Origin of the sequence: Rufibacter psychrotolerans (assembly GCF_016924645.1) — a bacterium.
In the GTDB taxonomy this organism is placed as follows: domain Bacteria; phylum Bacteroidota; class Bacteroidia; order Cytophagales; family Hymenobacteraceae; genus Nibribacter; species Nibribacter psychrotolerans.
This window is the reverse complement of the sequence record NZ_JAFFJV010000003.1, coordinates 259,919-286,330: the sequence shown is the minus strand read 5'-3', so window position 1 is coordinate 286,330 and position 26,412 is coordinate 259,919. Positions and strand designations below refer to the sequence as shown.

19 protein-coding genes, 1 tRNA gene and 1 pseudogene are annotated in these 26,412 nt (G+C 53.5%); 6 read left to right on the top strand and 15 right to left on the bottom strand.

Going from position 1 to position 26,412, the window contains the following annotated elements; genetic code table 11:
* The first annotated feature begins 84 nt into the window (after positions 1–84).
* Positions 85–1,446, top strand: a complete 1,362-nt coding sequence (locus tag JT718_RS04035) for an alanine/glycine:cation symporter family protein (protein WP_374729150.1) — start codon at positions 85–87, stop codon at positions 1,444–1,446.
* 596 nt (positions 1,447–2,042) lie between these two features.
* On the opposite strand, the gene carB is transcribed toward JT718_RS04035, so the two are convergent.
* The 6 genes from carB to JT718_RS04005 form a co-directional block, all read right to left on the bottom strand.
* Positions 2,043–4,856 (bottom strand): carbamoyl-phosphate synthase large subunit, encoded by a 2,814-nt coding sequence (carB, locus tag JT718_RS04030; protein WP_205500584.1) that lies wholly within the window; start codon positions 4,854–4,856, stop codon positions 2,043–2,045.
* A gap of 291 nt (positions 4,857–5,147) precedes the next feature.
* Positions 5,148–8,096, bottom strand: a complete 2,949-nt coding sequence (locus tag JT718_RS04025) for an ATP-dependent DNA helicase (protein WP_205500583.1) — start codon at positions 8,094–8,096, stop codon at positions 5,148–5,150.
* A 200-nt stretch (positions 8,097–8,296) separates the two neighbouring features.
* Positions 8,297–9,415 carry an alkene reductase gene (locus tag JT718_RS04020; protein ID WP_205500582.1) on the bottom strand — a complete coding sequence of 373 codons (1,119 nt, stop codon included), beginning with the start codon at positions 9,413–9,415 and terminating at the stop codon, positions 8,297–8,299.
* Positions 9,416–9,471: 56 nt separating this feature from the next.
* A complete protein-coding gene (locus JT718_RS04015; RefSeq protein WP_205500581.1) occupies positions 9,472–9,930 on the bottom strand; it encodes a MarR family winged helix-turn-helix transcriptional regulator in 459 nt (152 codons plus the stop codon).
* Between the two features lie 271 nt (positions 9,931–10,201).
* The gene (locus tag JT718_RS04010) at positions 10,202–10,408 is read right to left on the bottom strand and encodes a hypothetical protein (protein ID WP_205500580.1); all 207 of its coding nucleotides are present in this window, start codon (positions 10,406–10,408) and stop codon (positions 10,202–10,204) included.
* A gap of 154 nt (positions 10,409–10,562) precedes the next feature.
* Positions 10,563–12,518, bottom strand: a complete 1,956-nt coding sequence (locus JT718_RS04005) for an LTA synthase family protein (RefSeq protein ID WP_205500579.1) — start codon at positions 12,516–12,518, stop codon at positions 10,563–10,565.
* Positions 12,519–13,498: 980 nt separating this feature from the next.
* On the opposite strand from JT718_RS04005, the gene JT718_RS04000 reads away from it, so the two are divergent.
* Positions 13,499–13,571: transfer RNA gene (locus tag JT718_RS04000), tRNA-Gly, on the top strand.
* A 144-nt stretch (positions 13,572–13,715) separates the two neighbouring features.
* On the top strand, positions 13,716–14,543 hold the full coding sequence (locus tag JT718_RS03995) for a hypothetical protein (protein WP_205500578.1): 828 nt from the start codon (positions 13,716–13,718) through the stop codon (positions 14,541–14,543).
* Between the two features lie 341 nt (positions 14,544–14,884).
* Here JT718_RS03995 and JT718_RS03990 read toward each other — a convergent pair whose 3' ends face one another.
* The 8 genes from JT718_RS03990 to JT718_RS03955 all read right to left on the bottom strand — a co-directional run bounded on the left by JT718_RS03990 (position 14,885) and on the right by JT718_RS03955 (position 22,386).
* Positions 14,885–15,397 carry a GNAT family N-acetyltransferase gene (locus JT718_RS03990; RefSeq protein ID WP_205500577.1) on the bottom strand — a complete coding sequence of 171 codons (513 nt, stop codon included), beginning with the start codon at positions 15,395–15,397 and terminating at the stop codon, positions 14,885–14,887.
* A gap of 291 nt (positions 15,398–15,688) precedes the next feature.
* The gene (locus JT718_RS03985) at positions 15,689–16,756 is read right to left on the bottom strand and encodes a serine hydrolase domain-containing protein (RefSeq protein WP_317195471.1); all 1,068 of its coding nucleotides are present in this window, start codon (positions 16,754–16,756) and stop codon (positions 15,689–15,691) included.
* 263 nt (positions 16,757–17,019) lie between these two features.
* Complete coding sequence (locus JT718_RS03980; RefSeq protein WP_205500575.1) at positions 17,020–18,570, bottom strand: glucuronyl esterase domain-containing protein; 1,551 nt, start codon at positions 18,568–18,570, stop codon at positions 17,020–17,022.
* A gap of 23 nt (positions 18,571–18,593) precedes the next feature.
* A complete protein-coding gene (locus JT718_RS03975) occupies positions 18,594–19,421 on the bottom strand; it encodes a HipA domain-containing protein (protein ID WP_240336903.1) in 828 nt (275 codons plus the stop codon).
* A 121-nt stretch (positions 19,422–19,542) separates the two neighbouring features.
* On the bottom strand, positions 19,543–19,881 hold the full coding sequence (locus JT718_RS03970; protein ID WP_205500573.1) for a HipA N-terminal domain-containing protein: 339 nt from the start codon (positions 19,879–19,881) through the stop codon (positions 19,543–19,545).
* Positions 19,868–20,098, bottom strand: a complete 231-nt coding sequence (locus JT718_RS03965; RefSeq protein ID WP_205500572.1) for a helix-turn-helix transcriptional regulator — start codon at positions 20,096–20,098, stop codon at positions 19,868–19,870. Before JT718_RS03965 ends, JT718_RS03970 begins: the two co-directional genes overlap by 14 nt.
* Before the next feature lie 156 nt (positions 20,099–20,254).
* A complete protein-coding gene (locus tag JT718_RS03960; RefSeq protein WP_205500571.1) occupies positions 20,255–21,097 on the bottom strand; it encodes a GIY-YIG nuclease family protein in 843 nt (280 codons plus the stop codon).
* 179 nt (positions 21,098–21,276) lie between these two features.
* On the bottom strand, positions 21,277–22,386 hold the full coding sequence (locus tag JT718_RS03955) for an acyloxyacyl hydrolase (RefSeq protein WP_205500570.1): 1,110 nt from the start codon (positions 22,384–22,386) through the stop codon (positions 21,277–21,279).
* Positions 22,387–22,789: 403 nt separating this feature from the next.
* On the opposite strand from JT718_RS03955, the gene JT718_RS03950 reads away from it, so the two are divergent.
* Together JT718_RS03950 and JT718_RS03945 are read left to right on the top strand one after the other, a co-directional pair.
* Positions 22,790–23,560: an FkbM family methyltransferase gene (locus JT718_RS03950; RefSeq protein WP_205500569.1), complete on the top strand. Its 771-nt coding sequence runs from the start codon at positions 22,790–22,792 to the stop codon at positions 23,558–23,560.
* Positions 23,560–23,856, top strand: coding sequence for a DUF4834 family protein (locus JT718_RS03945; protein WP_205500568.1), 297 nt, complete (start codon positions 23,560–23,562; stop codon positions 23,854–23,856). Before JT718_RS03950 ends, JT718_RS03945 begins: the two co-directional genes overlap by 1 nt.
* A 12-nt stretch (positions 23,857–23,868) precedes the next feature.
* Here JT718_RS03945 and JT718_RS20830 read toward each other — a convergent pair.
* Positions 23,869–23,946 (bottom strand): annotated as a pseudogene (locus JT718_RS20830) (hypothetical protein); the annotation flags it as partial.
* Between JT718_RS20830 and JT718_RS03940 the strand changes: the two are divergent.
* The gene (locus JT718_RS03940) at positions 23,918–26,338 is read left to right on the top strand and encodes a YfhO family protein (RefSeq protein ID WP_205500567.1); all 2,421 of its coding nucleotides are present in this window, start codon (positions 23,918–23,920) and stop codon (positions 26,336–26,338) included. The pseudogene JT718_RS20830 and the gene JT718_RS03940 sit on opposite strands and share 29 nt — an antisense overlap.
* Positions 26,339–26,412: the final 74 nt, after the last annotated feature.

Genomic DNA, 26,412 nt, shown 5'->3' with positions numbered 1-26,412 from the left:
AGCCGGCAACACCTGCTTAAATTTCTAGTTATCAGTTTCCTACCGTAAGTTTGTAGGTTCGTATAACTGAAGTTTGTGGAAATAATAGAATCTTTTCTTGCCGAGGCCAGCAGTCTGGCCTGGGGTATGCCTTTGCTGATCTTGCTGATGGGCGGAGGTCTCTTCTTAATGTTTTACTGCCGGTTTGTGCCGTTCAGGCACCTGGGGCACTCCATTGAGATCTTAAGCGGGAAGTATGTAGACCCCAACGCGCCGGGGCAGATCAGTCCGTTTCAGGCCATGTCCAGCGCCCTGGCCTCTACCATTGGCATGGGCAACATCAGCGGGGTAGCCGTGGGCATTGCCATGGGCGGACCCGGCGTGCTGTTCTGGATGTGGGTGAGTGCGTTTGTAGGCATGGCTACCAAATTCTTCACCTGTACGCTGTCTGTCATGTACCGGGGCCGCAACGAGCGCGGCGAGGTGGAAGGCGGACCCATGTACATGGTCACCGAAGGCTTAGGCCCTAAGTGGAAGCCCTTGTCTATCCTGTTCGCCGCCGCCGGTTTAATAGGTACGTTGCCGCTTTTCCAGTCAAACCAGCTGACCCAGATTGTGCGCGACGTGGTCCTGGTGCCCAGTGGCCTCATTGGCCAGGAAACGTTCCTGCCTAACCTGTTCATGGGACTGGGCCTGGCGTTTCCGGTGTCCATCATTATGTTTGGCGGGTTAAAACGCATTGCCGGCGTGGCCACCAAGCTGGTGCCGCTCATGGTGGTGCTCTACACCGGATCGGTGCTGTACATCATTGGGGTGAACATTTCCGCGGTACCCAGCATGTTCCGGCTGATCTTCACCGATGCTTTCTCTGCCGATGCCGTTCTGGGCGGGGCCGTGATGCAAATCATCATCATGGGGGCCCGCCGGGCTTCCTTCTCCAACGAGGCCGGCATTGGAACCGCCGCCATGATGCACGGCGAGTCGCAGACCACTGAGCCGGTGCGTGAAGGGCTGGTCGCCATGCTGGAACCGTTCATTGATACCATCATTGTCTGCACCATGACCGGACTAGCCATTCTGGTGACCGGCGTATGGGAAACCAACTCCGGCAACGGGGTGAGTATGACGGCGCAGGCCTTCGGCGAGGCCATGCCTACTGTAGGCAAATACCTGCTGGTTGTCTGCGTGTTTATCTTCGCGTTTACCTCGCTTTTCTCCTACTGCTATTACGGTTCCAAGTGCTTCACGTACCTGTTCGGGTTTAAGTACCGCCGCCTTTACGACTACTTCTATATTGCCACCATCATCATTGGGGCAGTAGTCACCATTACCTCCATCATCAACCTGATAGACACCGCCTTCGCGCTCATGGCCATTCCCACCATGACCTGCGCTATCTTCCTGTCACCAAAAGTAATGGCGGCCGCCCGGGATTACTTTGGCCGGATGAAGGCAGAGCGGGCCTAGTTTCGGGCGTGTTTTGGGCAAAACGGCCAAGAAACGGTATTGGCGCAGACACTCGTAGGTCCTCCAGACACTACGAGGTCTTGGAAAGACCTGCCTTCGCTAATTATTGATTGCTGACTGTTTTGCAAAAGTGTTCCCGCTGGCGCGAGTGTTAAGCGCAGCGTCACTCGTGCCGGCCGGTGCCGGGTAGTCTCCAGACTACCCTCGCTGCCTGAAGCAGCGAAACGGCTTTGCAGATTTCCTTTGGCAGGAGATCCGCAGTAAAGCCGTTGCCGAGGTCTTTTTTCCTCGCTCGCCTCTGGCGAGTGTGAGCTATCAAGCGGCGTCTCGCCGCTTTGCAGGGTTGTAGTTGATCCGCATAGCAGCCAGAGGCTGCCCCATAGCGTACACTCGCCAGAGGCGAGCGAAGGGGGTAAAGGTAGGAGGGGACCATAACAAGTGTACCTGCCCTTTACCGGCTTAAAAAGCACACATCTGTTTCCAAGGAGATTTTCTCAAATTAGCCCTAAAACGCAAAAAGGCTGCCCCAACTGGGGCAGCCTTTTCTTTATCAGTAAACGTTGTGCTACTTGATACGCGCTACAAGCTACCAGAAATTACATACTCAAATATAAGTTGCGCTCTGAGTACACTTTGGTGAAGTACTCGTCTTCCAGGCTGTCAATGAAGTAGATAGCTTCACCCGTAGACTTCATTTCTGGGCCTAGCTCCTTGTTTACTTCCGGGAACTTGTTGTGCGAGAATACAGGCACTTTGATAGCGTAGCCGTTTTTCACCGGGTTGAAGGTGAAATCGGTTACCTTTTTCTCACCCAGCATCACCTTGGTGGCGTAGTTTACATACGGCTCCTGGTACGCTTTGGCGATGAACGGCACGGTACGGCTGGCACGAGGGTTCGCTTCAATGATGTACACAATTCCGTTCTTGATGGCGAACTGAATGTTGATCAAACCAACGGTATTCAGGGCCAGCGCGATTTTCTTCGTGTGCTCCTCAATCTGACGGATCACGTCTTCGCCTAAGTCAAATGGAGGCAGCACGGCGTAGGAGTCACCAGAGTGGATACCGGCTGGCTCAATGTGCTCCATGATGCCAATGATGTGCACGTTCTCACCGTCGCAGATGGCATCGGCCTCAGCCTCAATGGCGCGGTCCAGGAAGTGATCCAGGAGTACGTGGTTGCCCGGGCTGTCTTTCAGGATGTCCAGAACCTGCGCTTCCAGCTCTTTCTCGTTGATCACGATCTTCATGTTCTGGCCACCCAATACGTAGCTAGGACGCACCAGCAGCGGGAACTTCAGGTCTTTGCACACTTCCAGCGCTTCCTCGGCAGAAGTGACGCTCGCGAACGGAGGATACGGGATGTTGTTTTCTTTCAGCAGGGTAGAGAAAGCACCACGGTCTTCGGCCAGGTCAAGGCTCTCGTAGGTAGTACCCATAATCTTGATGCCGTAGCGAGTCAGTTTCTCAGCTAGTTTCAGGGCCGTCTGTCCACCTAACTGTACAATCACGCCTTCCGGTTTCTCGTGCAGGATGATGTCATAGATGTGCTCCCAGAACACCGGCTCAAAGTACAGCTTGTCAGAGATATCAGAGTCTGTACTTACTGTCTCGGGGTTACAGTTAATCATGATGGTCTCATAACCACACTCGCTGGCGGCTAGTACGCCGTGCACGCAAGAGTAGTCAAACTCAATGCCTTGCCCGATGCGGTTAGGTCCAGAGCCCAACACCACTACTTTTTTGCGGTCGGTGACGATGCTCTCGTTCTCGCCGTCAAAGGTGCTATAGTAATAAGGCGTCACAGCCTCAAACTCGGCGGCGCAGGTATCTACCATCTTGAACACGCGCTTGATGCCCATGCTCGTGCGTTTCTCGTGCACTTCGCTTTCTTTGCAACGCAGCAGGTACGCCAGCTGTCTATCAGCGAAGCCTTTCACTTTGGCAGAGCGCATCAAGTCCACCGGAATGGTATCAATGGTGTATTTCAGCACCTCACGCTCGGTCAGCTCCAGCTCTTCAATCTGCTGCAGGAACCAAGGGTCAATCTTGGTTACCTTCTGGATGGTGCTGGTGGCTACACCAAATTTCATGGCATCTTTGATGGTGAACAAACGATCCCAGCTTGGGTTGGCCAGGCTGTCCATCAACTGGTCGTAGTTCGTTTTCTCTTTGCCATCAGCACCCAAGCCGTTGCGCTTAATTTCTAAGCTTTGGCAAGCCTTCTGCAACGCCTCCTGGAAGGTACGGCCAATGCCCATTACCTCGCCCACTGACTTCATCTGCAGACCCAGTTTCTTGTTGGCGCCTTTGAACTTGTCAAAGTTCCAACGCGGTATTTTCACAATCACGTAGTCCAGCGCGGGCTCAAAGAACGCCGAGGTGGTTTTGGTGATGGAGTTTTTCAGTTCATCTAAGTTATAGCCAATGGCCAGTTTAGCGGCTACTTTGGCAATTGGGTACCCGGTGGCTTTAGAAGCCAGCGCCGAAGAACGGCTCACGCGGGGGTTAATTTCAATGGCGATGATACTGTCATCATCAGGGTTCACCGAGAACTGCACGTTACAGCCACCAGCGAACTGCCCGATACCCGCCATCATTTTGATAGCCAAGTCACGCATCTGTTGGTAGATGGTGTCTGGCAAGGTCATGGCCGGCGCTACCGTGATAGAGTCACCGGTGTGGATACCCATTGGGTCAAAGTTCTCAATAGAGCAGATGATGATCACGTTGCCGATGTTATCGCGCAACAGCTCCAACTCGTACTCTTTCCAACCCATAATGCTTTGCTCCACCAGTACCTCGTGGGTAGGGCTGGCGTGCAGACCGCGGGTAAGGGCGGCGTCAAACTCTTCCGGAGAGTTCACGAAGCCACCACCGGTTCCACCCAAGGTGAACGATGGACGGATAACGAGCGGGAAGCCGATTTCCTGAGCGATTTCTTTTCCTTCCAAGAACGAAGTCGCTGTAGAACCTTTGCAGACACCTACGCCTAAGTCCAGCATGAGCAGACGGAATTTCTCACGGTCTTCCGTGGTCTCAATGGCTTTGATGTCTACGCCAATGATTTTCACGCCGTATTTTTTCCAAATACCAGCTTTCTCGCAGTCAATCGCCAAGTTCAACGCAGTCTGTCCACCCATGGTAGGGAGTACCGCGTCAATTTGGTGCTTCTCCAGAATCTCAATGATCGACTTCTTCTCCAGTGGCTTCAGGTACACGTTGTCCGCGGTGATGGAGTCGGTCATGATGGTGGCGGGATTTGAGTTGATGAGGGTAACCTCAATCCCCTCCTCGCGCAGGGAGCGGGCGGCTTGGGAGCCAGAGTAGTCGAATTCGCAGGCTTGCCCAATAACGATGGGACCGGAACCAATGATTAAGACTGACTTAATGGAATTATCTTTCGGCATTAGTAAAGCGGTATGTATAAATTGCCCAAAGTTAAGGCAGAAAGTTTAGAATCAACTAATAAACTGCCTTGGGCGGGTGAATTATTCAAATTTTTTGTCTGGACTGATTGAAAACCAGCTTGAACTCAGAAACCAAATCAGAACATCAAGAGAGCCGGCGAGAGTTCACCCGTAACTTCAAAAAGGAAAAAAGCTGAACCGTGTAGCTTTATGTAAGCCGAGATAGACAGGAATCTGGAGGCGAATGAAGGTGGTTTCAGGCCTACTTTCCGGAAAGCAGGCCCGAAACGATTATGATTGCGAAAACGAAACCCCACGGCGCTCCCACTCAGAGGCCAGTTCCAGCTTTGGTAAAAGCGTCTTCAAGAGCCAGTTTTCCATTTCTTCTCCGGCGTGGAAAGGCGTGATGTCTACGGGCAGTTCATCTTTGAGGTGCTGCATACGGGCTGTATGGTGTACTCTAGAGTCCAGAATCACAAACGCACCTTTGTCTTTCTCGCGCCGCACCAACCGCCCGAAACCTTGTCTCAGTTTATGCTGACTGGCCGGATAATAGAATTTGCTCCAGAAATAACCACCTTCCACTTCTCTTCGGTGCGCCACCAATGGATTCCCCAACGACGGATTAGGTAACCGGAACACAATCACCTGCGAGAGCGTCACGCCCGGAAAATCCACGCCCGACCACATGCGGTCTAGGCCCAGCAAAACGGAATGCTCTTCCTGCCGGAACCTTCTGATTTCCCATAGACTGGTGCCTTCCTGTTTGAGAAGTTCAATGTCATAGGCAGGCAGGCGCGGGTGCAGCCAGCGGTAGGCATCTTCCATGTCGCGGCGGCTGGTGAAAAGGACCAGGGTACGGCCGTTCAGGGCCACAATGCACTTGAGCAGCGTTTCCATGGAGGTCTGCAGCCAGGCTTGTTTCTGGTCTTGCGGCATTTTGTGCTCATAGCACGGGATGAACGCGGGCACCACGGCGTGGACCTTTTCCTGCTGCTCATAGTTGAACGGCGAGAGGTAGCGGACTTCCTGTTCAAACGGCTCTTGGCGGCCCAGTTGATTCCTGAAGTACTGCGTGTTGCCGCCCACGTACAGCGTGGCCGAGGTGAACAGCAGGCTGGGGTAGATGTTCTGCAGTTTGTCCATCTCGTCCTGCAGGTAATACGGCATCTTGCTCACCGACCAGTTCTGACCGTTTTTCTCCAGCACGTGAATCCACTTGCGGGCCGGGAAATCGCTGGTGATTTTCATGAGCGAATCAGCGAACTCGGCGGCTTTTTCTTTGTAGGTTTCCAGGCGGCTGTAGGTCTTGTCCTCAGGTTTTTTCAGGAGCTTGAGGATGCGGTCTATCTTGCCTGCCACAAACTGAACGGCCGTTAGGAGTTCCTGCAGGGCTTGTTCAATATCGGCGCTGAATTCTCTTTTGGTCCAGCGGCCGTTTTCTACCAACGCGACTTCCTCCTGCCAGCGCTGCTCCCCTTGAATGGGCAAGGCCTGAATCAACTCGCCGCTGGCCCTGATGGTGGTGCAGTCGCGGTGGATGGAGTCAATTTCGGCCAGCACCAATTGGGCGGTTTCGGTATCTGTCTGGTGGGCTACTTTTTCCGCCACAATGTCCAGGAAGCCTTTGCGGTAGTCTTTGCCTAATAACGGGCGAAGCAGCCGGGCTTCCATCACGGCCAAACTGAAGTTCATGCTCAGGGCACTCCGGGCGAAATCGGGGAACTGGTCGGCCTCGTCAATGATGCAGTGCTTGATTAAGTCTGTAAGCTTGGGCGGCAGCTGCAGCAGCTTGTGATGATTGGTGACGATGATATCAGCGGCGTAGGCCTGCTCCATGTGGCGGGCGTACGTGCATTTGGCAGGTTCCAGACACAGTTTGGGCACACAGACTTCCTGGGCATTCGCCTCGGAAAGCAATCGGTACGTATCCGGTAAAATGGCCCTGATGTTGTGCGGAATCTCTTCTACCTCGCCTTGGGTATGGTGCACGCGCAGCACTAAGTAAAGCCAACTCAGCCCTTCCCGAATGGTGCCTTTCTCCTGCACCACCAGCTCGTCATACAAATCCAGCAGCGCCGAGATGCACAGATAGTTATTCTTGCCTTTCACGATGGCAGGCCGCAAATGCGCGTGCAAACCGCCCTTGAACCGAAGCCGCGGAATTTCGCCCTGCATGACTTGTTCCTGTAGGTTTTTGGTAGCCGTGGCCACCACCACCTTGCGGCCGGGGTTCAGGCGTAGCAGTTCAGCGGCGGCCATGAGGTAGCCCATGGTTTTCCCGGTGCCAGTACCGGCCTCGGCCACAAAAGTGCCTTTATCCGTAAGGGCTTTGTTGCAGAATTTGGAATACTGCATCTGGGCGTACCGCTCAGGCAGGCCGTGCTTCTTGTACCAGGCGTGCAGGGCATCGTGGATGAGTTGGTCAGACGGTTGGGCGATGTCAACGCGGGGTTTTACCGTGGGCGCATCGGGTACGGTGGGGAGCCAGGAGGTGAGCAGTTCCCGCAGATGGAAGGGCAACACCGGCACCTGGGTAGTAGCAGGCGGCGTAAGCCAGTGCAAATCAAGCGGCTCCAAGGTCTCTATGTGCTCGGCGGCGTGCAGCAAGGTGCGCCAGGCGGTGCCCATGAAGATGGCGCCTAAATCCAGTACCTGCTTTAACAACTGCATGAAGAGGGTAGGTTCACCGGGTTCATTCTCGGGCGTGCTGGGGATTTTCTGCAATAGCACCTCCAACAGTTGGAAGAGGTGCGTGTGCAGGGCCGCCAAAGCCACATGCATAGGTTGAGAGGCCGGCTTTTTCTGGGCGGCGGTGGAGCGGGCCACCACATCGCCTATCTCCATCAGGTTGAGGTGCGGCAGAAAGAACGAGGACAGCACGGCTAGATCGGCGCAGACGGGCGGCGAGGCCATGCCTGCCAGAATGTATTGTTTGAGCCAGGTTTGCTCGTGCCGTTCGTGGAAGAAAAACACGTTCGTGAAAGAACTCAGGTAGGCCTGCACCTCGGCTTTCTGTTCCTGCCAGGTGGGAGCGCTCTTCGCCTGCTCCTTGCTGATTTTGGACTGTTTCTGCACACTGCGGCCAAACTCTGCCTCAGGGTTGACAAACCACTCCTTCAGCACCGCATTCCCTTTCTGCAACGACAGCACACCCACCTGCAGCAACCCATGTTTGGAACCATAAGGGCCGGTGGCAAATAAATGCAGGATGGCAAAGGTTGGGGAATCAGCTTTCATCAGGACCTCGTTCACTCGTCTAAGCAGAACCACAAAGGTACTCTATGCTAAGGAATTTGCCGCAAAATAGTGCTGGATGCTAAGCAGTTTAAGAGGTTTGTTTTGAGGGTGTTTTGGGGAAAGTAGGCCTAAAACGAAAAAAGCCGCACAAAGCGTGCGGCCCTTTTCTATATATGCAGTTGTGTGTTGTTCTTAATTGGTTACGCAGCGGAAACTTCAGCCAGGGTAGGGTAGTCGGTGTAGCCTACTTCGCCGGTGTTGCTGTAGAACGTGTTGTAGTCTGGGGCATTCAGCTCAGCATTTTCTGCGAAACGCTCTACCAGGTCAGGGTTCGCGATGAACGGACGGCCATAAGCTACCAAATCAGCGAAGCCATCGGCTAACACTTTGTTACCAGTCTCCTGCGTGAAGCCGCCGTTGATAATCAAGGTGCCGTTGTACAACGGACGGAAGTGCTTGGCAATTTCCTTAATAGCGTAAGGCAACTCGGCTACTTTAGGAGAAGCCTCAGTCAGGTGCAGATACGCTAAGTTGTAGTCGTTCAGACGCTTCACGATGTACTCAAACGTAGGAGCGGTTTCCTCATCCACGGTGATGCCGAACTGCTCGTGCATGGAGGGGTTCAGGCGAACACCCACGCGGCTCAGGTCAATAACTTCTTTCACGGCATCCAGCACTTCAAAGAAGAAGCGGGCGCGGTTTTCAATGGTTCCGCCGTATTCATCGGTGCGCTGGTTAGAGCAGCGGCTGAAGAACTGGTGGAACAGGTACCCGTTGGAAGAGTGGATTTCCACACCGTCAAAACCTGCTTCTACGGCATTGGCAGCTGCTTTCTTGAAGTCTTCCACAATGGCTTTGATTTCCTCAGTTTCCAGAGCTCTAGGCGTCACGGTTGGTTTGAAACCTTCTTCAGTAAACGCCTGGTCATTCGGGTTAACAGCCGAAGGAGCTACTGGCAATGCACCGTTGTGGAAATCTGGGTGCGACATACGGCCCACGTGCCACAGCTGCGCGTAGATTTTTCCGCCTTTCTCGTGTACGGCCTTGGTCACTAGTTTCCAGCCTTCTACCTGCGCGGCCGAGTAAATGCCCGGGATGTTGATGTAGCCCACGCCCTGCGGACTCACCGGCGTGCCTTCTGAGATGATCAAGCCGGCGCTGGCGCGCTGAGCGTAGTACTCGGCATTCAGCTCGGTAGGCACGTTCTCGGGGTTATTAGACCGGCTGCGGGTCATGGGGGCCATTACTAAACGGTTGTTCAGTTGCAAAGCGCCTTTCTGATAAGGCTGTAACAACGGTTGATTTTCTATTTGGCTCATAATCTTATTTCTGTGTAAACATAAGTTGTATATACAACTATATGGGTAAAAAAATATTAACCTTCTCGTTCTCTTAATTTGTCCATCAGTTCGCCAATCTGTACGGCTTCTTCCGGGGTAATCTGGCTGTATTTCTCTTCCAGGTTCTGCATAATGGTGTCAGTCTGCTTCAGCAGTTCCAGGCCTTTCTCGGTGATCACGATGTCTACCTTGCGGCGGTTATCGGCGCACTGGCAACGGGTCACCAAGCCTTTCTCCAGTAGTTTGTCTACCAGGCGGGTGGCATTGGAGTCACGGTCCAGCATACGTTCCTGGATCAGGCCCAGCGTGGCCGGATTAGGATACTGTCCGCGTAAAATGCCCAACACGTTGTTCTGCTGCAACGACAACCCATATTGCTTCAACTGGCAGGCAAACTCTTTCTGCAGCCAATTGCCCGTGAACATGACGTTCACCACCATGCGGCGGTACGGGCTGCCAAATGTCTTCTGCTTCAATTCGTCCTCTAATTTCATGGGCTTTCTGCCGTTCATGCGGCAAATATACGTTGCTCTATTGTATATACAACTATTGTAGGCATATAGTTTCAGGAATGCCTAAAAACCAGGGGCGTTTACCTAGGCAAGATGGCTGAGCCATTTTTGGGGTATTTTCGGGAAAATAGCCCTAAAATGGCCGAAAATAAAGTTCTGGCCTCTTGCTTGGAAGCCCGACTAGACGTGCCTGTACGGTGTTGCCCGGGAAACCTGGTTTACCGATTTAAACTAATCTCCCGGGCCAGGTGACTCAACCGGTAGTAGCCGGCGACTCTACCGTACTGTCTGGATCGGCATCCTCGGTGATGTCAGTGGTAGCCTCGTCGCGGTCCTTCGCTTCCTGGTCGGCGGGCTGTTTGGCCTCGCACGCGCCCAGCAGAAACAGGCTGGTAACGGCGGCAAATACTCCTGTTCTCCAGAAGGAGCGGCCTGGCAGTATTGTAATTTCCTTTTTCATAGCGGTAGGTACGTGGGTTTGTCTTTCTCCTCTACGGGAAATTGGCAAAATTGGCAAGAAAATAGGGCGCAATTGCGCTGGGCTTTCAGCAGGGTTGCCCCCGTTTTCAGGCTTCTTTTCAGGGAATAGCTCAAAAACGGGGAAGTCCTAGGCGCTACTCAGGGCTGTTGGTCACCTGCAGTTTATTCTCCAGCATGCGGTTATTGTACTGCTGAATAAACGCCTTGAGCTTGTTTTCCATGGCTACCCTGATGACCGGTTCTTTGTCTTTTAGGTTGTTCTTCAGGAACTTGTCTTCCTTGTAGTTGAACAGCCCTAAGGTATTGGTGCCGTCAAACTGCAGGAAGTAGTCGCCCTCAGTCCACTGGTAGCCGCCCTGGTAGCTGATGGCGAAGTTGCCTTCCTGCGGGTTGAGCATGTTCTTGCCGAAGGAGAAGTACGGCTGGTCGTAGCCCAGATAGCCTAGCACGGTTGGCATGATGTCTAGTTGCTGTACCACGCGGTCCTGCTCCACGCCTCTGAAGGCATCATCGCCGGGGGCGTAGAAGAGGATAGGCACGGCAAAGTTGCCCCAGGCCGTCTGGTACTCGGGGTAGAAGGTGTGCGTGGCGGAGTGGTCGGCGGTGATCACAAAGAGCGTGTTTTGGAACCAGGCGGCCTGGCTGGCCTTCTGGAAGAACTTGCGCAAAGCCATGTCGGAGTACCCAATGCACTCAAAGATCTCAAACGGACCTTTCTTGAACTTGCCCGCGTAGCGCTCCGGAACCTTGTACGGGTGGTGCGAAGACGTAGTGAACACCGCGCTCATGAACGGCTCCTGGAACGTGTTCAGTTTGCCCGCCATGAACTGCAGGAACTCCTCGTCCCAGATACCCCACATACCGTCAAAGTCCTCGGGTTTGCCGTACTCGGTCATGCCGTAGTACTGCTCTATGCCAATCAGGTTCATGAACGCGTCAAAGCCCATGGAGCCGTTGGGCGCCCCGTGGAAGAAAGACGTATGGTACCCTTTGGAACGCAAGGTTCGCGGCAGGCTGGGCAGGTTGTTGCTCACGTACTGCGTCAAGACAAACGGCTCCTGAATGCTGGGAATGCTGGTGAGCACGCTGGGCAGCGCGTCAATGGATTTTCGGCCGTTGGCGAAGGAATTCCAGTACACCTTGCTGTGCCCCATGAGCGAGTCCAGGAACGGCGTGAAACCGGTGTACGTACCGTTCTCCAGGTGCTTGTTGTAGCCGCCCACCGCCTCTTTCCCAAAGCTTTCCAGAATGATCACCACCACGTTCTTTTTCCGGAACCTGGCAGAATCCAGGGGCTGGTGGATAGGGTTGTACAGCTGCGCCACCTGCTCCTCGGGGAAATACGCCACTTTCTGGTAACTGGTCTTGTTGATGGTCCGGATGATGGAAAAAGGCGTGTTGAGCACGATGTACATTTCCTGCGGCCGCTCCACGTACTCGCCGGCGTTGCTCAGCGTGATGGGCCGGGTGCTGTGCCTAAACCCCCCGCGCATGGCGGCAATGCTCAGGCCAATGGTCAACACCAGCACTACGGTGTGCCACGGGTAATAAAACCACGGGTTATAGGTAGGCGCTTTCTCCAGTTTAATTCGGTTATACAGCCAGGCCATCAAGGCCACCAAGCCTATCCAGATCAGGGCAATGTACCAGAAATCGACCAGGAAACTGGACGCGAAGCCACCCCAATCTTCATTCCCAAATTCCCGCACCACGCTCCCGGTAGTGCGGCGCAGGGTGAAGCGGTAGTAAATAAAGTCAATGCAGTTGAGCGCCAGCCCCAGGCCGTTGAAGACCAGAAACACCCATTTCACCACCTTCTGGTACACCGGATGGTGCCGGAACCGGAACGGCAGCAACATGAGCACCAGAAACAAAAGGTTGGTGTAGATGATAGCCGCCAGGTCAAACTTGAGCCCGCCCCACATGAGGTACAGCAAGTCAGAGAAAGATGTCTCGGCGAAGAAGCCCCGGTTGAAGAAGTAAAAGAGAAGCCGGCACACGGTATACAGGAGCATGGCTACCCCCAACGCCAGCAGCATGGCTATGTGCACACTCCGCCGGAAAGCTCTCGGCTGAAAAGATTTTATCATGTTCTTAGGAAAGAACCACAAAATTAGGGAACCTCCCGCAGAGTTGCTCAACAGAGTTGCTAATGGAAAGCAACGTTTAATGTCTATACGTCCTCTCTTGAGGTTTTCGCCTCACGGCAGTTACAAACTGCCGGTAATGGTAGGTCCAAGTCACAGACTTGAACCATGGTAGATTGAAAGGCACGGAAGTAAATCCGGGCTTAGAAAAGTGGGCTAAGCGGAGAGATCTCACAGGTTTCAAAACCTGTGAGGTCTAGCAACTATGGCGCGGATTTACTTCCGTGCCTCACGTGCTCCTATAGTGTAGAAAGTCACGGAAGTAAATCCGTGCCATAGAAAAGAAAAGTTCTAGCGCAATGGTTAGCGATACCGCTGCTATGCAACGCACCAGCTGAAAGATCCCGATTCCAGTCTTTGGCTCGAGCGCCTCGCTTGTGGCCCCTGGAGAACAGAAGCTAAGCACAGACTGCAAGGATGGGCCGCAAGGGCAGTGCGAGGGGCAAAGACGGGGCCCCGCGGCCGTGAGCGCACGAAGGGAAACTATGGAACAACACAGCTCATAAGTCTATAGGCAAGCCACTGCTACGCCAGCGACACCATCTTAGCAAGGACCAGGTAAGTAGACAACCGGTACCCCGCCAGCAATTACCAGAAAACAGCTGCACAAACCACAACAAGCGCCTGCAACACCCCACTGCATGCACCAAGCAATCAACCCAAAGACGTTTTGAAGCTGATTCCCGAAAAACAGCGCCGAAACGCTTCACCCTCAACAACAGAACACCACAACTGTATCTTACCAGAAGAGGAACCATGCAAGCTTTCAGCTCCCGAACTTCCTGCCTAAACCAAAGCTACACCAGAAAACAGGTTGTTGCCAATGCAGACACAGCTTCAAATTTCAGCCACCAGGCAGGAAAGAGAAGGGCTTGCGGCAAACGGAAAACCCTCTTATATTTGGCTATAATTTCCTGAGTCAAGCGAGAGTAGCTCAGTTGGTAGAGCATCAGCTTCCCAAGCTGAGGGCCGCGGGTTCGAATCCCGTTTCTCGCTCTGGTTTTTCAATGTCATTCTCCTGCCAAGATGGGTACGTGCGGCCTTCATTGCTTCTCTCGCTATCAGCGACTTTTTTCACTGGTGTTTCTGGTAGCGTTGGCCAGCTGTACTGCCCCTCGTTCAGTCATCCACTCCGGCAGGGTGACGCCGCAAGGTCAGTTCAAGGTAGGGGCCAACTTCGGCGGAAACATTGCTTCTGAGCCCATCAGCCAACTCAAAGACATCACTGAATCTGCCATTGAGGCCTTAGCAAACCGGGATTCGGTGTACTACGGGGAGCAGGTGCGCGTCGCCACCCAGGCGGCCATTGCCTATTCCCTGGATCCGGTGGGGCCTACCTTCGATTTTTACGTGCGCTATGGCCTGGCTCCAAAACTGGACGTGGGGTACAAATACGCCTCGGGGGTACACGTGCTGGATGCCATGTACCAGTTCCTGGGTCCGGTGGCGGGCACGGCCGGCAACAGCCAGCAAAGATGGTACGGCAGCGTGGGCCTTCAGTACGCGGGGCAGAGTTCCGGCATCCTGGACAAACTGTTCCTGAACAAACTGGCGCCCATCCTGGAATTTAAAGCCGAGAGAAGGGACATTCTGGTGCCGCTGGTGTTCAGCCGCTCCTTCGGGCCCGATGAGGAGTTTGGCAACATTTCCTTCGGGGTAGCCTACAACCACACGTTTCTGGAGTATGGCCTGGAGCCCGGCCGGCTGTACCGGAAAATGGGCGGCGGAGATGTGGTGCAATTGGAGGGCCTTACCCAGAAGCAGAGCTTTCCATCGTACGGCTTCTTTGTGAACGCCAAAATAGGGGCCCGGCGCATTTACCTCTTGCCCGCCCTGTCAATGTATTACCAGAACTACGGCACGTATCAATTGCTGGAGCAGGAGCAGGTAAGCTATTCTGGTATCACCGTGGTGCCCTCCTTGGGCGTGCAGATAGGCTTGGGGCAAGGGAAAGCCGGTAAAAGATAAGGAGCGTGATCTCAGCTGTTTTATTGAGAATAGCTTAGAAGCCTAACCCAAATAGTTTCAGAAGCCCATTACGCTGGCGGCAGAGGCCATGCGCAATGGGCTTTGGTGTTTATTGACCATTATTGAAAAAGCTAGCGCAGAGTTACTGGAGAAGGTAGGCGCAAACCCGGGAAGGCCACCCATGCCAAGAGCCTGCCGCACTCCATTGCTATGCTGGTTCTGTAAGCGAGTAACTTGGATTGTCGCTTATTGGATACAGACGCAGGTGCAAACGTGCGTCTGCCTTTTTTTGAGCCATTTTTTATAAAACAGCCCTTAAAGAGGGAAGGCTGGCCCGGAGCTTACTCTTTCGGCAAAACCCAATAGATCATTTCCTGGTCTCGGGTAATTTCCTGGAAATCCATTTTCTCCAGGATCCTGGCAGAACCGATATTGTCCAGGGCACACCTGGCGGTGATGGTTTTCACTTCGGGGCGTAACCGGGCCCAATTGACCAGGCCTTGGGCAGCCTCTAGTCCGTAGCCCTTGTTTTGCTCAGACGCAATAATGCCGTAGCCTAGATCAATTTCTCCCGCCGCGTTAGGTCTGCCCTTAAAACCGGCATCGCCAATGAGCACCCTGCCTGCCTGTTTCACAATCATCCAGGACTCAAAGCCGGTGGGCTCCTCCACCAACTCCAGGTTCTTCATGATTCTGGGGAGTGTGTCTAACGTTTCCTCGTCTGGCCAGCCTTCGCTAGGAGATATACCTATGCGTGCCAAAGCCTCATGGTTGCCGCCCAGCACACCGGTGCAGATTTCTTTGGTGAAAGGAAGTAAAAGGAGCCTGGGGGTGGTGATTGTTTCTGCGCGCATCTGTATATCGGAGACCATGCTGGTACAACTCCTGAAACGTGGCAGGGAGCGTTACCGCACCAAATCTATGACGAAGGTACTAGATACTTAAGTTTGTATATATTAAAAATAGAATGCTTTGTAGCGAAGCCCTGTAAGTACTTCTCTCGTGGTTTTTAGAAAAGGTGCGTTCAGGCGGGGGAGGATTACCCAAGCCACGGGCGGTCCAGAATGCGGTGGAAGTGTGACCTCTGCCTAAACTGGAGCCATACTGATTGGCATGCCAAACCGGGAAACAACCGGAGGCCAAATCTATTGGTGCGCCCGGGCCAGCGTGCCTTGGGGCTTTTGTGTAGCGGCGCTGTCTGGTTGAGCCGGGTAGAGGAACTGCCGGATGTCCTGCAAATAACTGAAGCTACCGTTGGGCAGGTTGCTCAAGATAATGAGGGCGCTGTGCTCTTTGGGGTTGCGCAGCAGGTAAGTAGAGAAGCCGTGCCACAGGCCCCCGTGGTACACGGCGGTGTCGCCGTTCTCCAGCGAACGGATGCGCCAGCCAAACCCATAGTCCTCTGTCTGATTTTTCTTCTTTTTCAGAATACCGCCCGTAAACGCTTCCTCCAGGGTTTCACGCTTCACCAGTTTCTGCGTGTAGAGCGCCTGGTCCCATTTGTAGAGGTCTTCCACGGTAGAGTAAATGCCCTTGTCGCCCAGCACGGTGTCCAGGTAATCGGTGGTGCGTTTCTGCCGGAAACGGGTGTGGCCGGTGGCAATGGGACCGGTGAGGGTGGCTACGTCTGGGCTGTAGGTGAAAGTATGTTTCATCTCCAGCGGCTCAAAAATGCGCTCGCGCAGAAACTCCGCGAAAGGCTGCTCAGACACTTTCTCCACAATAGAGGCCAGCAGGCTGTAGCCGGTGTTGCTGTAGTCAAAGTGGGTGTTGGGCTGGTAGTAGGGCTTGGGCCGGTGCTGAGCCATCAGGTTGAGAACATCCTCATTGGTGAGGTTCTTGTTGCGGTCGGGCCACAGCTTGTCGCTGAAATAGGTGTAGTTAGACAACCCGCTTTGGTGGGTGAGCAACTGCCGGATGGTAATGCCGTGATACGGGAAATTTGGGATGTACTGCTGCACGCTGTCTTCATAGCTGAGCTTTTCCTCTTCCTGCAGCATCATGATGGCCATGGCCGTGAACTGCTTAGAGACCGAGGCCAACTGGAAAGCGGTCTGGGTAGTGAGCGTGTCTTTCCGGAAGAAATCGGCGAAGCCGAAGGCCCCTTTGTAGATGACCTTATCATACTTGGTCACCAGCACGGTGCCGTTGAAGCCCCGGCGCTTGTGGAAATGCTTGAACACAGAATCCAGCTTCACGGCCAGCCGTTTCACGCTATCTTCTGTAAAATAGGCCGGAATCGCCACAGGTTCCTTGTCGTCCTCATCGCTTCCCCACAGTTTATGCGCTTTTCCCGATTTCTGGCAAGAAAACAGGAATACACAGAAAGCAGATGCGGCCAGGCATCTAAGAAACAGCGATTTTACTCTGAGAAAGTCCATACTGAAATTGCCAACAAGAAAACGGACTATAAAGATAGCGCAACGAAAGAAAATATCCGCTATGCAAGGGAGGCGCGTTGTCCCCAAATTTTTGGCTAACGGCCTGTCCCAGAGGCGGCCCTTTGTTTCAGCATCCTATCGGCCCAGGGGATGAAGTATTTGAAGTTGGGGGCATCGGTGTGGCCGCCGTCGTGCTGGCGCCAGGCCAGTTCCCCGTCCAGCAGGCTCACGTTCACGCCCGGCATTTTGGCGGTTTTGTAGTCATGCCCCACGCCCAGGTCACGGGCGCCCAGCAGCTTGAACGCCGGTCCGGCCGCCACGGTGGCCATGTAACTGCCCTGCTGGTCCAGCCACTTGGCATCGCCCTGTTCGGGAATGCCGTAGCTGATGAAGGTGGGCCGGGGAGCGCACAGGGCGATGAGCTGGTGCGCGTCCACCGGCAGGTCGTTGGCGGTCTTGGGACCGAAGGTAGCCTCAGAGGCACCGTACTTGAGGAAGTTGCCGGCCATCCAGTGGTACTCGTAGCTGCTGGTGAGGCTTTCCACGGCCTCGCCGAAGTTACGGCGGTGCAGCTTGGCCCCGCCCTCGCCGGAAGACCCGATGAGCCCCACCGCGAAGCGCTGGTCAAACGCCTGCGCCACCAGCGCCGCCTTCCCGAACCGCGACACGCCCTCAATGCCCACCCGCTTGGCATCTACCGTGGGGTCGGTCTCCAGGTAGTCCAGTCCGCGGGAGGCACCCCAGGCCCAGGCGCGCAGGGCACCCCAGTCGTCGGGTTTACGTGGCTGGCCTTTGTTCACCAGCCCAATGATGCCTTTGGTGAGGCCCGCGCCATTATCGGCCTGGATGCTGCCGGGCTCTATCAATACATAGCCCCAACCGGCCGCTAATAACTGGTGCGTGGGAGGCGGATCTCCGGCTGCGGGCGGACCAAACGGAGGGAGCCCTTGCGGGGCGATGGGCGTGTAGGCGGGGTACTGCTCAAAGACGGCCTTCAGCGAGGGGTCTGCCTCCACCAGCAGTTTCTTCATGGCCGCGTTGATCTTCTCCAGGCTCTCTTTGGGCGGCTGCGCCGGGGCCGGCAAGGCGCTGCGCCCGAACATCATCAGGACCGGTACCGGGCCCTTGGCGTTGGCGGGCGTGACCACCGTCATGTTGATGTTCACCTCCAGCAACGGGTACTGGGAGTTGTCTACCTGACCCACCAGCTGTTTGGCGTTCACCGGAATCCAGCCTACCATCTCGCGCTCCGAGATCAGGGTCTTCCAGGTCACTTTGGGCACGTTTTTGGGAATCCGGCCGAAAATCTCCCGCTCAAACTCCTCCACTATCTCGGGCCGCCGCTGGTTCCACCATTGGGCCGGAGTGGTCACCTTCTTGCCGTTTTTGAGGGTGAGCAGCTCGGGCAGGTTGGGGTACGGGTTGGCCTTGGCCTCGTCGTAGTTCGCCGCATTCGGGGACTTAGGATCACCGCTGGGCCCCGGCCTGAGCGCCTTGATGCCCAGCTGCCTCATCATGTGCTGGTGGTCCTGCTCGGCGGTGAAGTTTACCGGAGCGGGGTGGTTGGTAGTTGCTTTGGTGGTAGCCTGCTGCGCGGTGGCGGAGGAAATGGTGAAGGCAAGCAGGAGGTAGAGGAGGTTTTTCATGAGGGCATCTTTGATGCTATAAATTAACCAGAAATTTCCAACTGCCGTAGCTTGAGTTCAAGCATTTCATGGTACTTCGCTTTTAGATCTTCCGGTAAAAAACTGATGTTAATAAAGCTGTGCCAACTGACTACTGCTTTGGCAAACTTTTTAAAAATGTTTTGCACGGCCCGTGCTTCAATACCAGCAGCCTGCATGGCTAATTCAAAGTCTTTTCGCTTCAGTTTTCTTTTTTTCCCGTTCAGCGTTAAGGCTAATTCTTCCGGGTCATCTTCCACCACCAGTTCAGAGGCCACTAAGTCATAGGCGGGGCAGAGGTGATACTCCTGGTTTTGGTCTTTCAGGAGCGAGAAGTTTTTCAGGTGCATGTCATTATTCCCGGTGAGGAAACTAAAGACTACCTGCTCATAGAAGTTGATGAGGTCAAAGCCGGGATTTGCCGCATGCCGCAAAATTACTTTTGCAATCTGCTCATAAGATCCTTTGTACTTCTGCTCAGTAAGCCGCTCTGTCAATTGGCACATGTCTTCCATATGCAGCTTCTTCCCTGACACGCGGTCTATCCTTTTGGTGATATAGGCTAACTGACCTGAAGCTAACCTGATGAGGGAGTGATTGACCGTTTTTATTTTGGCTAATCTGGCCAGGTGCATGGTAACATCTTCAATCTCTGGCAGGTTGCGGTAATATTGAGTTTGAGGCTTTAAGATGTAGTCGCCCCATAAACCTACTATGGCAAATTTTCTGGAAGTTAAATTTTCCCGTAATTCTTCTATGCTGAGCGATAGCTTGGGCTGCACACCTGTGACGGTGGTTTGATTCCTGATGATTTGCTCCGCCAAGGCAAACATATCTGTCTCTGTATAAGGAAGCTCTGGTGGAACTGTAGTACCAAATATGCTTCTGCTGCATTTGGGGTGGTACTCTGTTTGCTCCTGTTGGAGGAGCTCCTGATAGCAGTATAAGCAACGTCTACTCTCCATCTTCTTCTCCTTGTTCAATAGCAATCACAGAAACAGCTCCAATGCAGTCTCTGCAGGTGGCTAACAAAATACCCATGCGGTCACGCGGGTTGAGCTTCCAGTTTTTCTCGGCGATGTCTAAAAGCCACCCTTCAGGAATCAACCCATCAAAGAAAGGAAACAATAGAGCGCTGCTGTACTCTTTGGAGCTGAGCGGTAGCGTTAAGCTAATAGGTTCTGCCTCAGGAAGCTCCAGGTAAGCAGTGTCGTATTGGAAATGATAGCCCTCGCTGTCTTCGGTGAGGATGCCCGCCAAATGTTGGTGCATGTAGATTCTAGCGCTCTTCATTGGCTAACTTCTCCCGGTTTACTGATACTGGCCCTAATTCATAGCCAAACAGTTTCAACACTTGGTTTACTTTATCCATCTGGAGTGTGGGTTTGCCCTGTTCCAAGTCCCGTATAAACCGAAGTCCTACTCCAGCTTTGTAAGAAAGTTCTTCTTGGGTAAGCCCCAGCCGTTTTCTTCGGTCTTTGACGAAGCTTTGTAAGTCTCCTTTATTCATTTTATACCCGTTGAGGTATAAAGATAGGAATTATTTTGTTTTTATACCCAATCGGGTATAAAGTGAGTTGTATGAGTGGGATTTTATACCCGTTTGGGTATAAATAGCGTAGGATTTAATAGTGAGTTCTGATTCTACCGTTTTGCTATTGCGGAGCTACTTCCTTTTTAATTCATCCAAAGTTTTACCGTCCCTGTTTTTCCACTTTGTCCAACCATTTGTGGATCTTCCTAAAACTACACCTCCAGCTGTGCTGGGTGAGTTGAAAACATAGTCCTGGGTAAACAAATAATTGCCATTTACTTCTTTTATAATTTCGCTTTGAAGAAGTTTGTTTCTTAAGTCAATTAGATAGTCATGGCAGGATGGTACAGTATCTTTTTTTGCTTGAGAACCTTTGAAGACTACAAACCCATCATCAATCAAATCCCCTTCAGCCTTAATATCTCTACCATTAAGCACAAGCAATTCTTTTGCAGTTATTTGTTCTTTACTTACTTTTTCGAATACTGGAAACCCGAGGGTAGAAAGAAGAATTTTTATTGTGTCAAAACTGTCCAGTAGATCTGCCTCCATTGATTCAGTCACAAATGGCTTGCTCGGAATTGTGAAGTTCTCGGTTTCATACCTGTTTGCCTCCTTTGCCTGTGCTATTGCAATATGTTCCAAATATTTAGTATGTGACTTTGTGAAAGCATTTATCTTAGAGACCATGACAATAGCATAATTCCAAAACTCCTTTCCCCTGTTGTGTTGTTTTAAGCGTTCAAGACAGTCTTCTGCCTCCCCAATGTATACAATGGGTTTCGCTTTGTCCTCTGACTCCCCAAATAAGAAATAAACTCCAACATTTCTTAATTCATCTCTACTAGAAATATAGTCTATTTTATTCCTCGGCACCAGAATGGATTTAACAACTCTGTTGGTGATTTCAGCAATTTTCACACTCCTCGGAGAGCCATCAGGTAAAAATATCTGAATGGTTTGCGGTCTGTTCATTTGTATTGCAGGATTAATGCTTTGTGTTTGCAAAGCCATGAAGTAGACTCAATGTAGTAGAATAGAGTTGGAAAGAAAAGTATCTTGATACATGATTTCCCTCTCCTTTTCCCCAAAACACCTCCAAAACGCACTGCTTTGTTTTCTTCCCTGATTCCTAAATACTGCTGAGGAGAAACTTATTCATACCGCTTCTGAAAAGTATAAGCCAACCGGAAGTCTATGTATTCTGCTACCTGCCGATGCGCCAGCAGCTGAAAGCCCGCACTGAAGTGGCGGTTTACGCGGTACTGCAAACCCCAGCGGTGGAAGAGGCGGTCATAGTAGGGCGTTTGGTCAAACACATATGCGCCCAGACGCTGGCTGAACAGAAACCGGCCCAGCAAAAACTCGTGGCCCAACAGCAGCCCCGCTTTCACCGGGCTGGCCGTAAGGCCTTCTCTTCGCATTCTGGCTTGTAGCTCCTGGTCATGGTAGGCTTCGGCTCCCAGCGTAAGCATGCTCAGGCGTCCTACCTGCCTGCCGGCCTGCAGTGCCAGCCCGCCCAGCGGGTACCGCTTGCGGTTACCGGCTCCGTCAGTGCCACGGCGTAGGTTGCCCAGCAAGGCTACATCATAGCGGGGAGAGTAGTTTCGCCAGTATTTTTCGGTGGTGCGCGTACCGGAATACCAGGAGCGGAAGTTGGGCTGGTAACTTACCGCCAAGCCAGCCGTGGGCCAGTTAATGCCTTTGTTGGGTTGGCGAAAGCCTCCATTAGAAATGTGCTGATAATTGACACTCGGGTTTAGCCACCATCGCTCCGATAGCCGTACCCAGGCACCCACACCCACCAGCAAATAGGCGCTCACGCGGGTACTGTACGATTGGTTGCCCGGGTTGTCAACGCTATCGTACGGGTTGGTGAGGTAGGAGAGCCCTGCTGCGCCTTTGAAGGAGAGAAGCACCCGGCCTCCCAGCCGGTAGGTGGGTTCCAGGAAATAAGCGGCGGTTCCGCTCTTGCCCAATACTCCGGCATCGTAATCATAATAGGCCAGCAGCAGGCCTTGCCGGGGGTAGCAGTTGCAGAGGGAAAAAGTGGCGGAATCATTGCGCTGCCAGCTGAGGACGGTTTCTACGCCGGTAGGCCGTGCGCCCCTGGTATTCTGTACCTCTACAGAATGCGCGAAAATAAAGCCATGCTGCACGCCTATTCCAAGGGAGAAAAGCGGTTTTTCCTGCTTCGGGGTAGGCCTTGTGGCGGCGGCAGAATCTGCCTGGGCAAAAGTGTTGGGGGTTGCGCCTGCCGCCAAAATAACTGCGCCAAGCCACAGCCGTGCCGGTGCATGCCTGGCAAAAAGCCGGTGGCACTTGCCCGCTCTAACGCAAATCCGGAATAGACAAAAGGCAAATAGCAGCAGGAACATTGGCTAATGCTTAGATGCGGCCGGAGTGGCAGTTGAAAAACAAGATTCTAACCTTACTACGCAATTTCCGGTGGAAGGAACTGCCAAAGCTTTTTTTGAAGAAAGGCAGCGGTTCTTTTTCCTCATTTGGGGTTACTCTTTCTAGATACAGAGTTCTGCTCCAGTTGGCCGGATTCCAAGTTCTTCCATGTCTCATTGAAAGTCTTGCAATGGGTAGTATCTCTTTTTCTGTTTTCCGCCCTTTTTCCCAAAAACACCTCCAAAATGCACCCTTTGTTTTCTCCCCCAGATGGCTGAACTTTACCGCGTGAAACTTCTCCGCAAATTATTGGTCAAGGCGCTCGGGTTTGAGGGCTATCTCAGGCTGGTCAGCCGGATGTACATCATCATGGTGGGCTCGGGCCGGGGCCGTGACAAGTACCCAGAGCTGTTCTTCCTGCGCAAAATCATCCGTCCGGGGTTTACGTGTGTAGACATCGGCGCAAATCTGGGCTATTATTCCACGTTTCTGTCCAGACTGGCCGGGCCTAACGGCAAAGTGGTGGCCGTGGAGCCAGTACCACTGTTCGGGCGCATCTGGCGAGACAACGTGCGGGCCAGCGGCGTAGACAACCTCACGCTGTTGCCCTATGCGCTGGGCGGCGAGAACACCACCATTGAGATGGGCACGCCCGTGCGCAACGGGCTGGTGCACCACGGCATGACCAAAATCGCGAGCTCGGCCAAGGAAGAATACGCCCAGACCTACCAGGTGGAAATGCGCGTGCCAGATGAACTGTTCGCTGATCTGGACCGACTGGATTTTATCAAATGCGACGTGGAAGGCTATGAAAACCAGGTGTTTGCCCACCTGCAGGAAACTATAAAGCGCCACCGGCCGTTGATCCAGACAGAGCTGAACGGCGCCGAGAACCGCCGGGCAGTGGTGGAGATTTTAACCCGTTTAGACTACGGCGTGTACACGTTACGCGGCGGCCAGACGTTATCTCCCTGTACCCCTCAGGAGATTGACCAATACCAGGGGGGCGACTTTTATTTCAAACCAAACCCTAACGCCTAGTGAAATTTTTCCTGATCATGCTGGCGGTGATGTTCCTGTTACGGTTCTTAATGCCGTACATCATCCGCTTCCTACTCAAAACGTTTGTCCAGAAGCAGATGCGCAAGGCCCAGGAGTATGCCGCCTTTCAGGGCCAGCCCCACCAGCAGCAGCACTACCAACAGTATCAGCAGCAGAGCCGCAGCCAATCGGCCGCTGGCGGCGGTAAGGTAAAGGTGGAGTACGTGCCCCAGGACAAACGACCGCGCAAGGACTTCCCCGGCGGTGAGTACGTAGATTATGAAGAAGTGAAATAAACTGAGTATCTTTCAAGCCCGATGCCAAACGCATCGGGCTTTTTTATTGCAATCAAACCCCATGGCCTCTTCTAAACTAGATTTCAACCGCCAAGTGTTGCCGCACCTGCTGGTGCTTCTGTTTTTTCTGCTGCTGGTAGTAGCCTATTTCTCGCCCATCTTTTTTGACGGCAAAAGCCTGATGCAGCACGACGTGGTGCAGTTCCAGGGCGGTGCCAAAGAGATTGCCGATTACCGGGAACGCACCGGTGAGGAAGCCCTCTGGACCAACTCCATGTTCAGCGGCATGCCGGCTTACCTCATCAGCGTACAGTTTTCCGGTGATCTGTTCCAGTACGTGCACTCGCTCTTCACAGCCGGGTTGCCGCTGGTAGCTTCCAATATCTTCATCACGCTGGTGTGTGCCTACATTATGTTTGTGGTGTTCGGCCTCCGGCCGATGCTGGCGGCGGTAGGAGCCATCGCGTATACCTTCGTGTCGTACAACTTCGCCATTCTGGAAGCCGGGCACAATACTAAATCCCTGGCCATTGCCTATCTGCCGCTGGTGCTGGCGGGGCTGTGGTACGCTTACCGCAAAAACCTCTTGATTGGGGCGGCGCTGTTTACCTTCGGGTTAACCATGCACATCCGCACCAACCACTTGCAAATTACTTACTACCTGCTGCTCATCGTGCTCATCTTTGGCATTGTGGAGCTGGTAAGCTGGGCCAAGGAAGGCAGAATCGCTGATTTCTTTAAGCGTACCCTCATCCTGGCTCTTGGCGCGGCCCTGGCGGCGGGCGTGAGCTTCGGCCGAATCTATACCACTGCCGAGTACGGCAAATATTCTATCAGAGGAGCCTCTGAACTGACCCAGGGCAAAGACGCCTCTGAAATAGGTTCCGGCCTGGACCGCGAATACGCTTTCCAGTGGAGCTACGGTGTGGGCGAAACCATGACCCTGTTGGTGCCTAACTTCTACGGCGGAGCCTCCCAGGGGCCGTTGGAGAAAGACTCTGAAACCTACAAGCAATTAGCACAGGGCGGCGTGCCCGAGGCGCAGCTGCAGAATGCCACCATGCCGTTCTACTGGGGCGATCAGTCGTTTGTGGGCGGTCCGGTGTACATGGGCGCCATTGTCTGCTTCCTGTTTGTGCTGGGCTTGCTGGTAACGCCGCGCCGCCTCTGGATCTGGCTCCTGAGCGCCACCATCTTGTCGTTTATGCTGAGCTGGGGCAAGAACTTTGAGGCCTTCAACTACTTCATGTTTGACTACTTCCCGGGCTACAACAAGTTCAGGGCGGTGAGCATGGCCCTGGTCATTGCCCAGGTAACCATGACCTTGCTGGCGGTGCTGGCGCTGTGCCGCGTGATCCAGAACGAGCCCATTGAAAACCTGCCCAAGAAAATCCTCATCGCCCTGGGCGCTACCGGCGGACTTTGCCTGCTGCTGGTGCTTCTGAGCGGCACGTTTGACTACGTGGGGGCCGTAGACGAGCAACTGGCCCAGTACCAATACCCCATTCAGGCCATCCGTGAGGACCGAGAGGCCATGCTGCGCGGCGATGCCTTCCGTTCCTTGGTGTTTATTTTGCTGGCCGCCGGTACGCTCTACTTCTACACCAGAAAGAAAATGAGCTCCTTCATGGCCACTGCCGTGATAGGCTTGCTGATTCTGGTAGACCTCTGGACCGTTGACAAGCGCTACCTCAACAACGACGATTTCCAGAAAGACTACAGCGCCACCTTCTTCCAGCCCACCCGCGCCGACCAGATCATCCTGCAGGACAAAGAACTAAGCTACCGTGTGTACAACGTGGCCAATCCGTTCAACGAGGCCCGCACGTCTTACTTCCATAAGTCTATTGGCGGGTACCACGGCGCCAAGCTGCGCCGCTACCAGGACGTGATTGAGCAGCACATTGCGCAAGGCAACATCCAGGTGCTGAACATGCTCAACGCCAAGTACGCCATTACGGGGCAGGAGCAGAATCCGGTTCAATTGATTCCGGGGTACCTGGGCAACGCCTGGTACGTGGACGAAGTGCGGGCCGTGAACTCACCGGACGAGGAACTGGCCGCTCTCAAAGGTATTGACGCCAAGCACGAAGCCATTGTAGACGTTTCCAAGTTCCCCAACGTGAAGCCGCAGCGCTATACCACCACTGGTTCTATCATTAAACTGGTGGAGTACCAGCCCAACTACCTCAAGTACACCGCCGTGGTAGCCCAGCCGGGCGTGGCCGTGTTCTCTGAGATCTATTACGCCGATGGCTGGCAAGCCTACCTGAATGGCAAACCGGTAGACCATTTCCGGGCCAACTACATCCTGCGCGCCATGCACCTGCCGGCCGGAAACCACGTGGTAGAGTTTAAGTTTGAACCGAACGAGTACAGCCTGGGCAACACCGTGGCCCTCATTTCTTCCTTGCTGGTGTTTGCGGGCGTGATTGGAGCCGTGGCGTACGGCTTCCGCCGCCGCAGACCTTCCGACGTTTAGATGTAAAATACTTTGAAAGCTGCCGTTTTAGGGCTGTTTCTCTGGAAACGGGCCTAAAACGGCAGCTTCTTTTT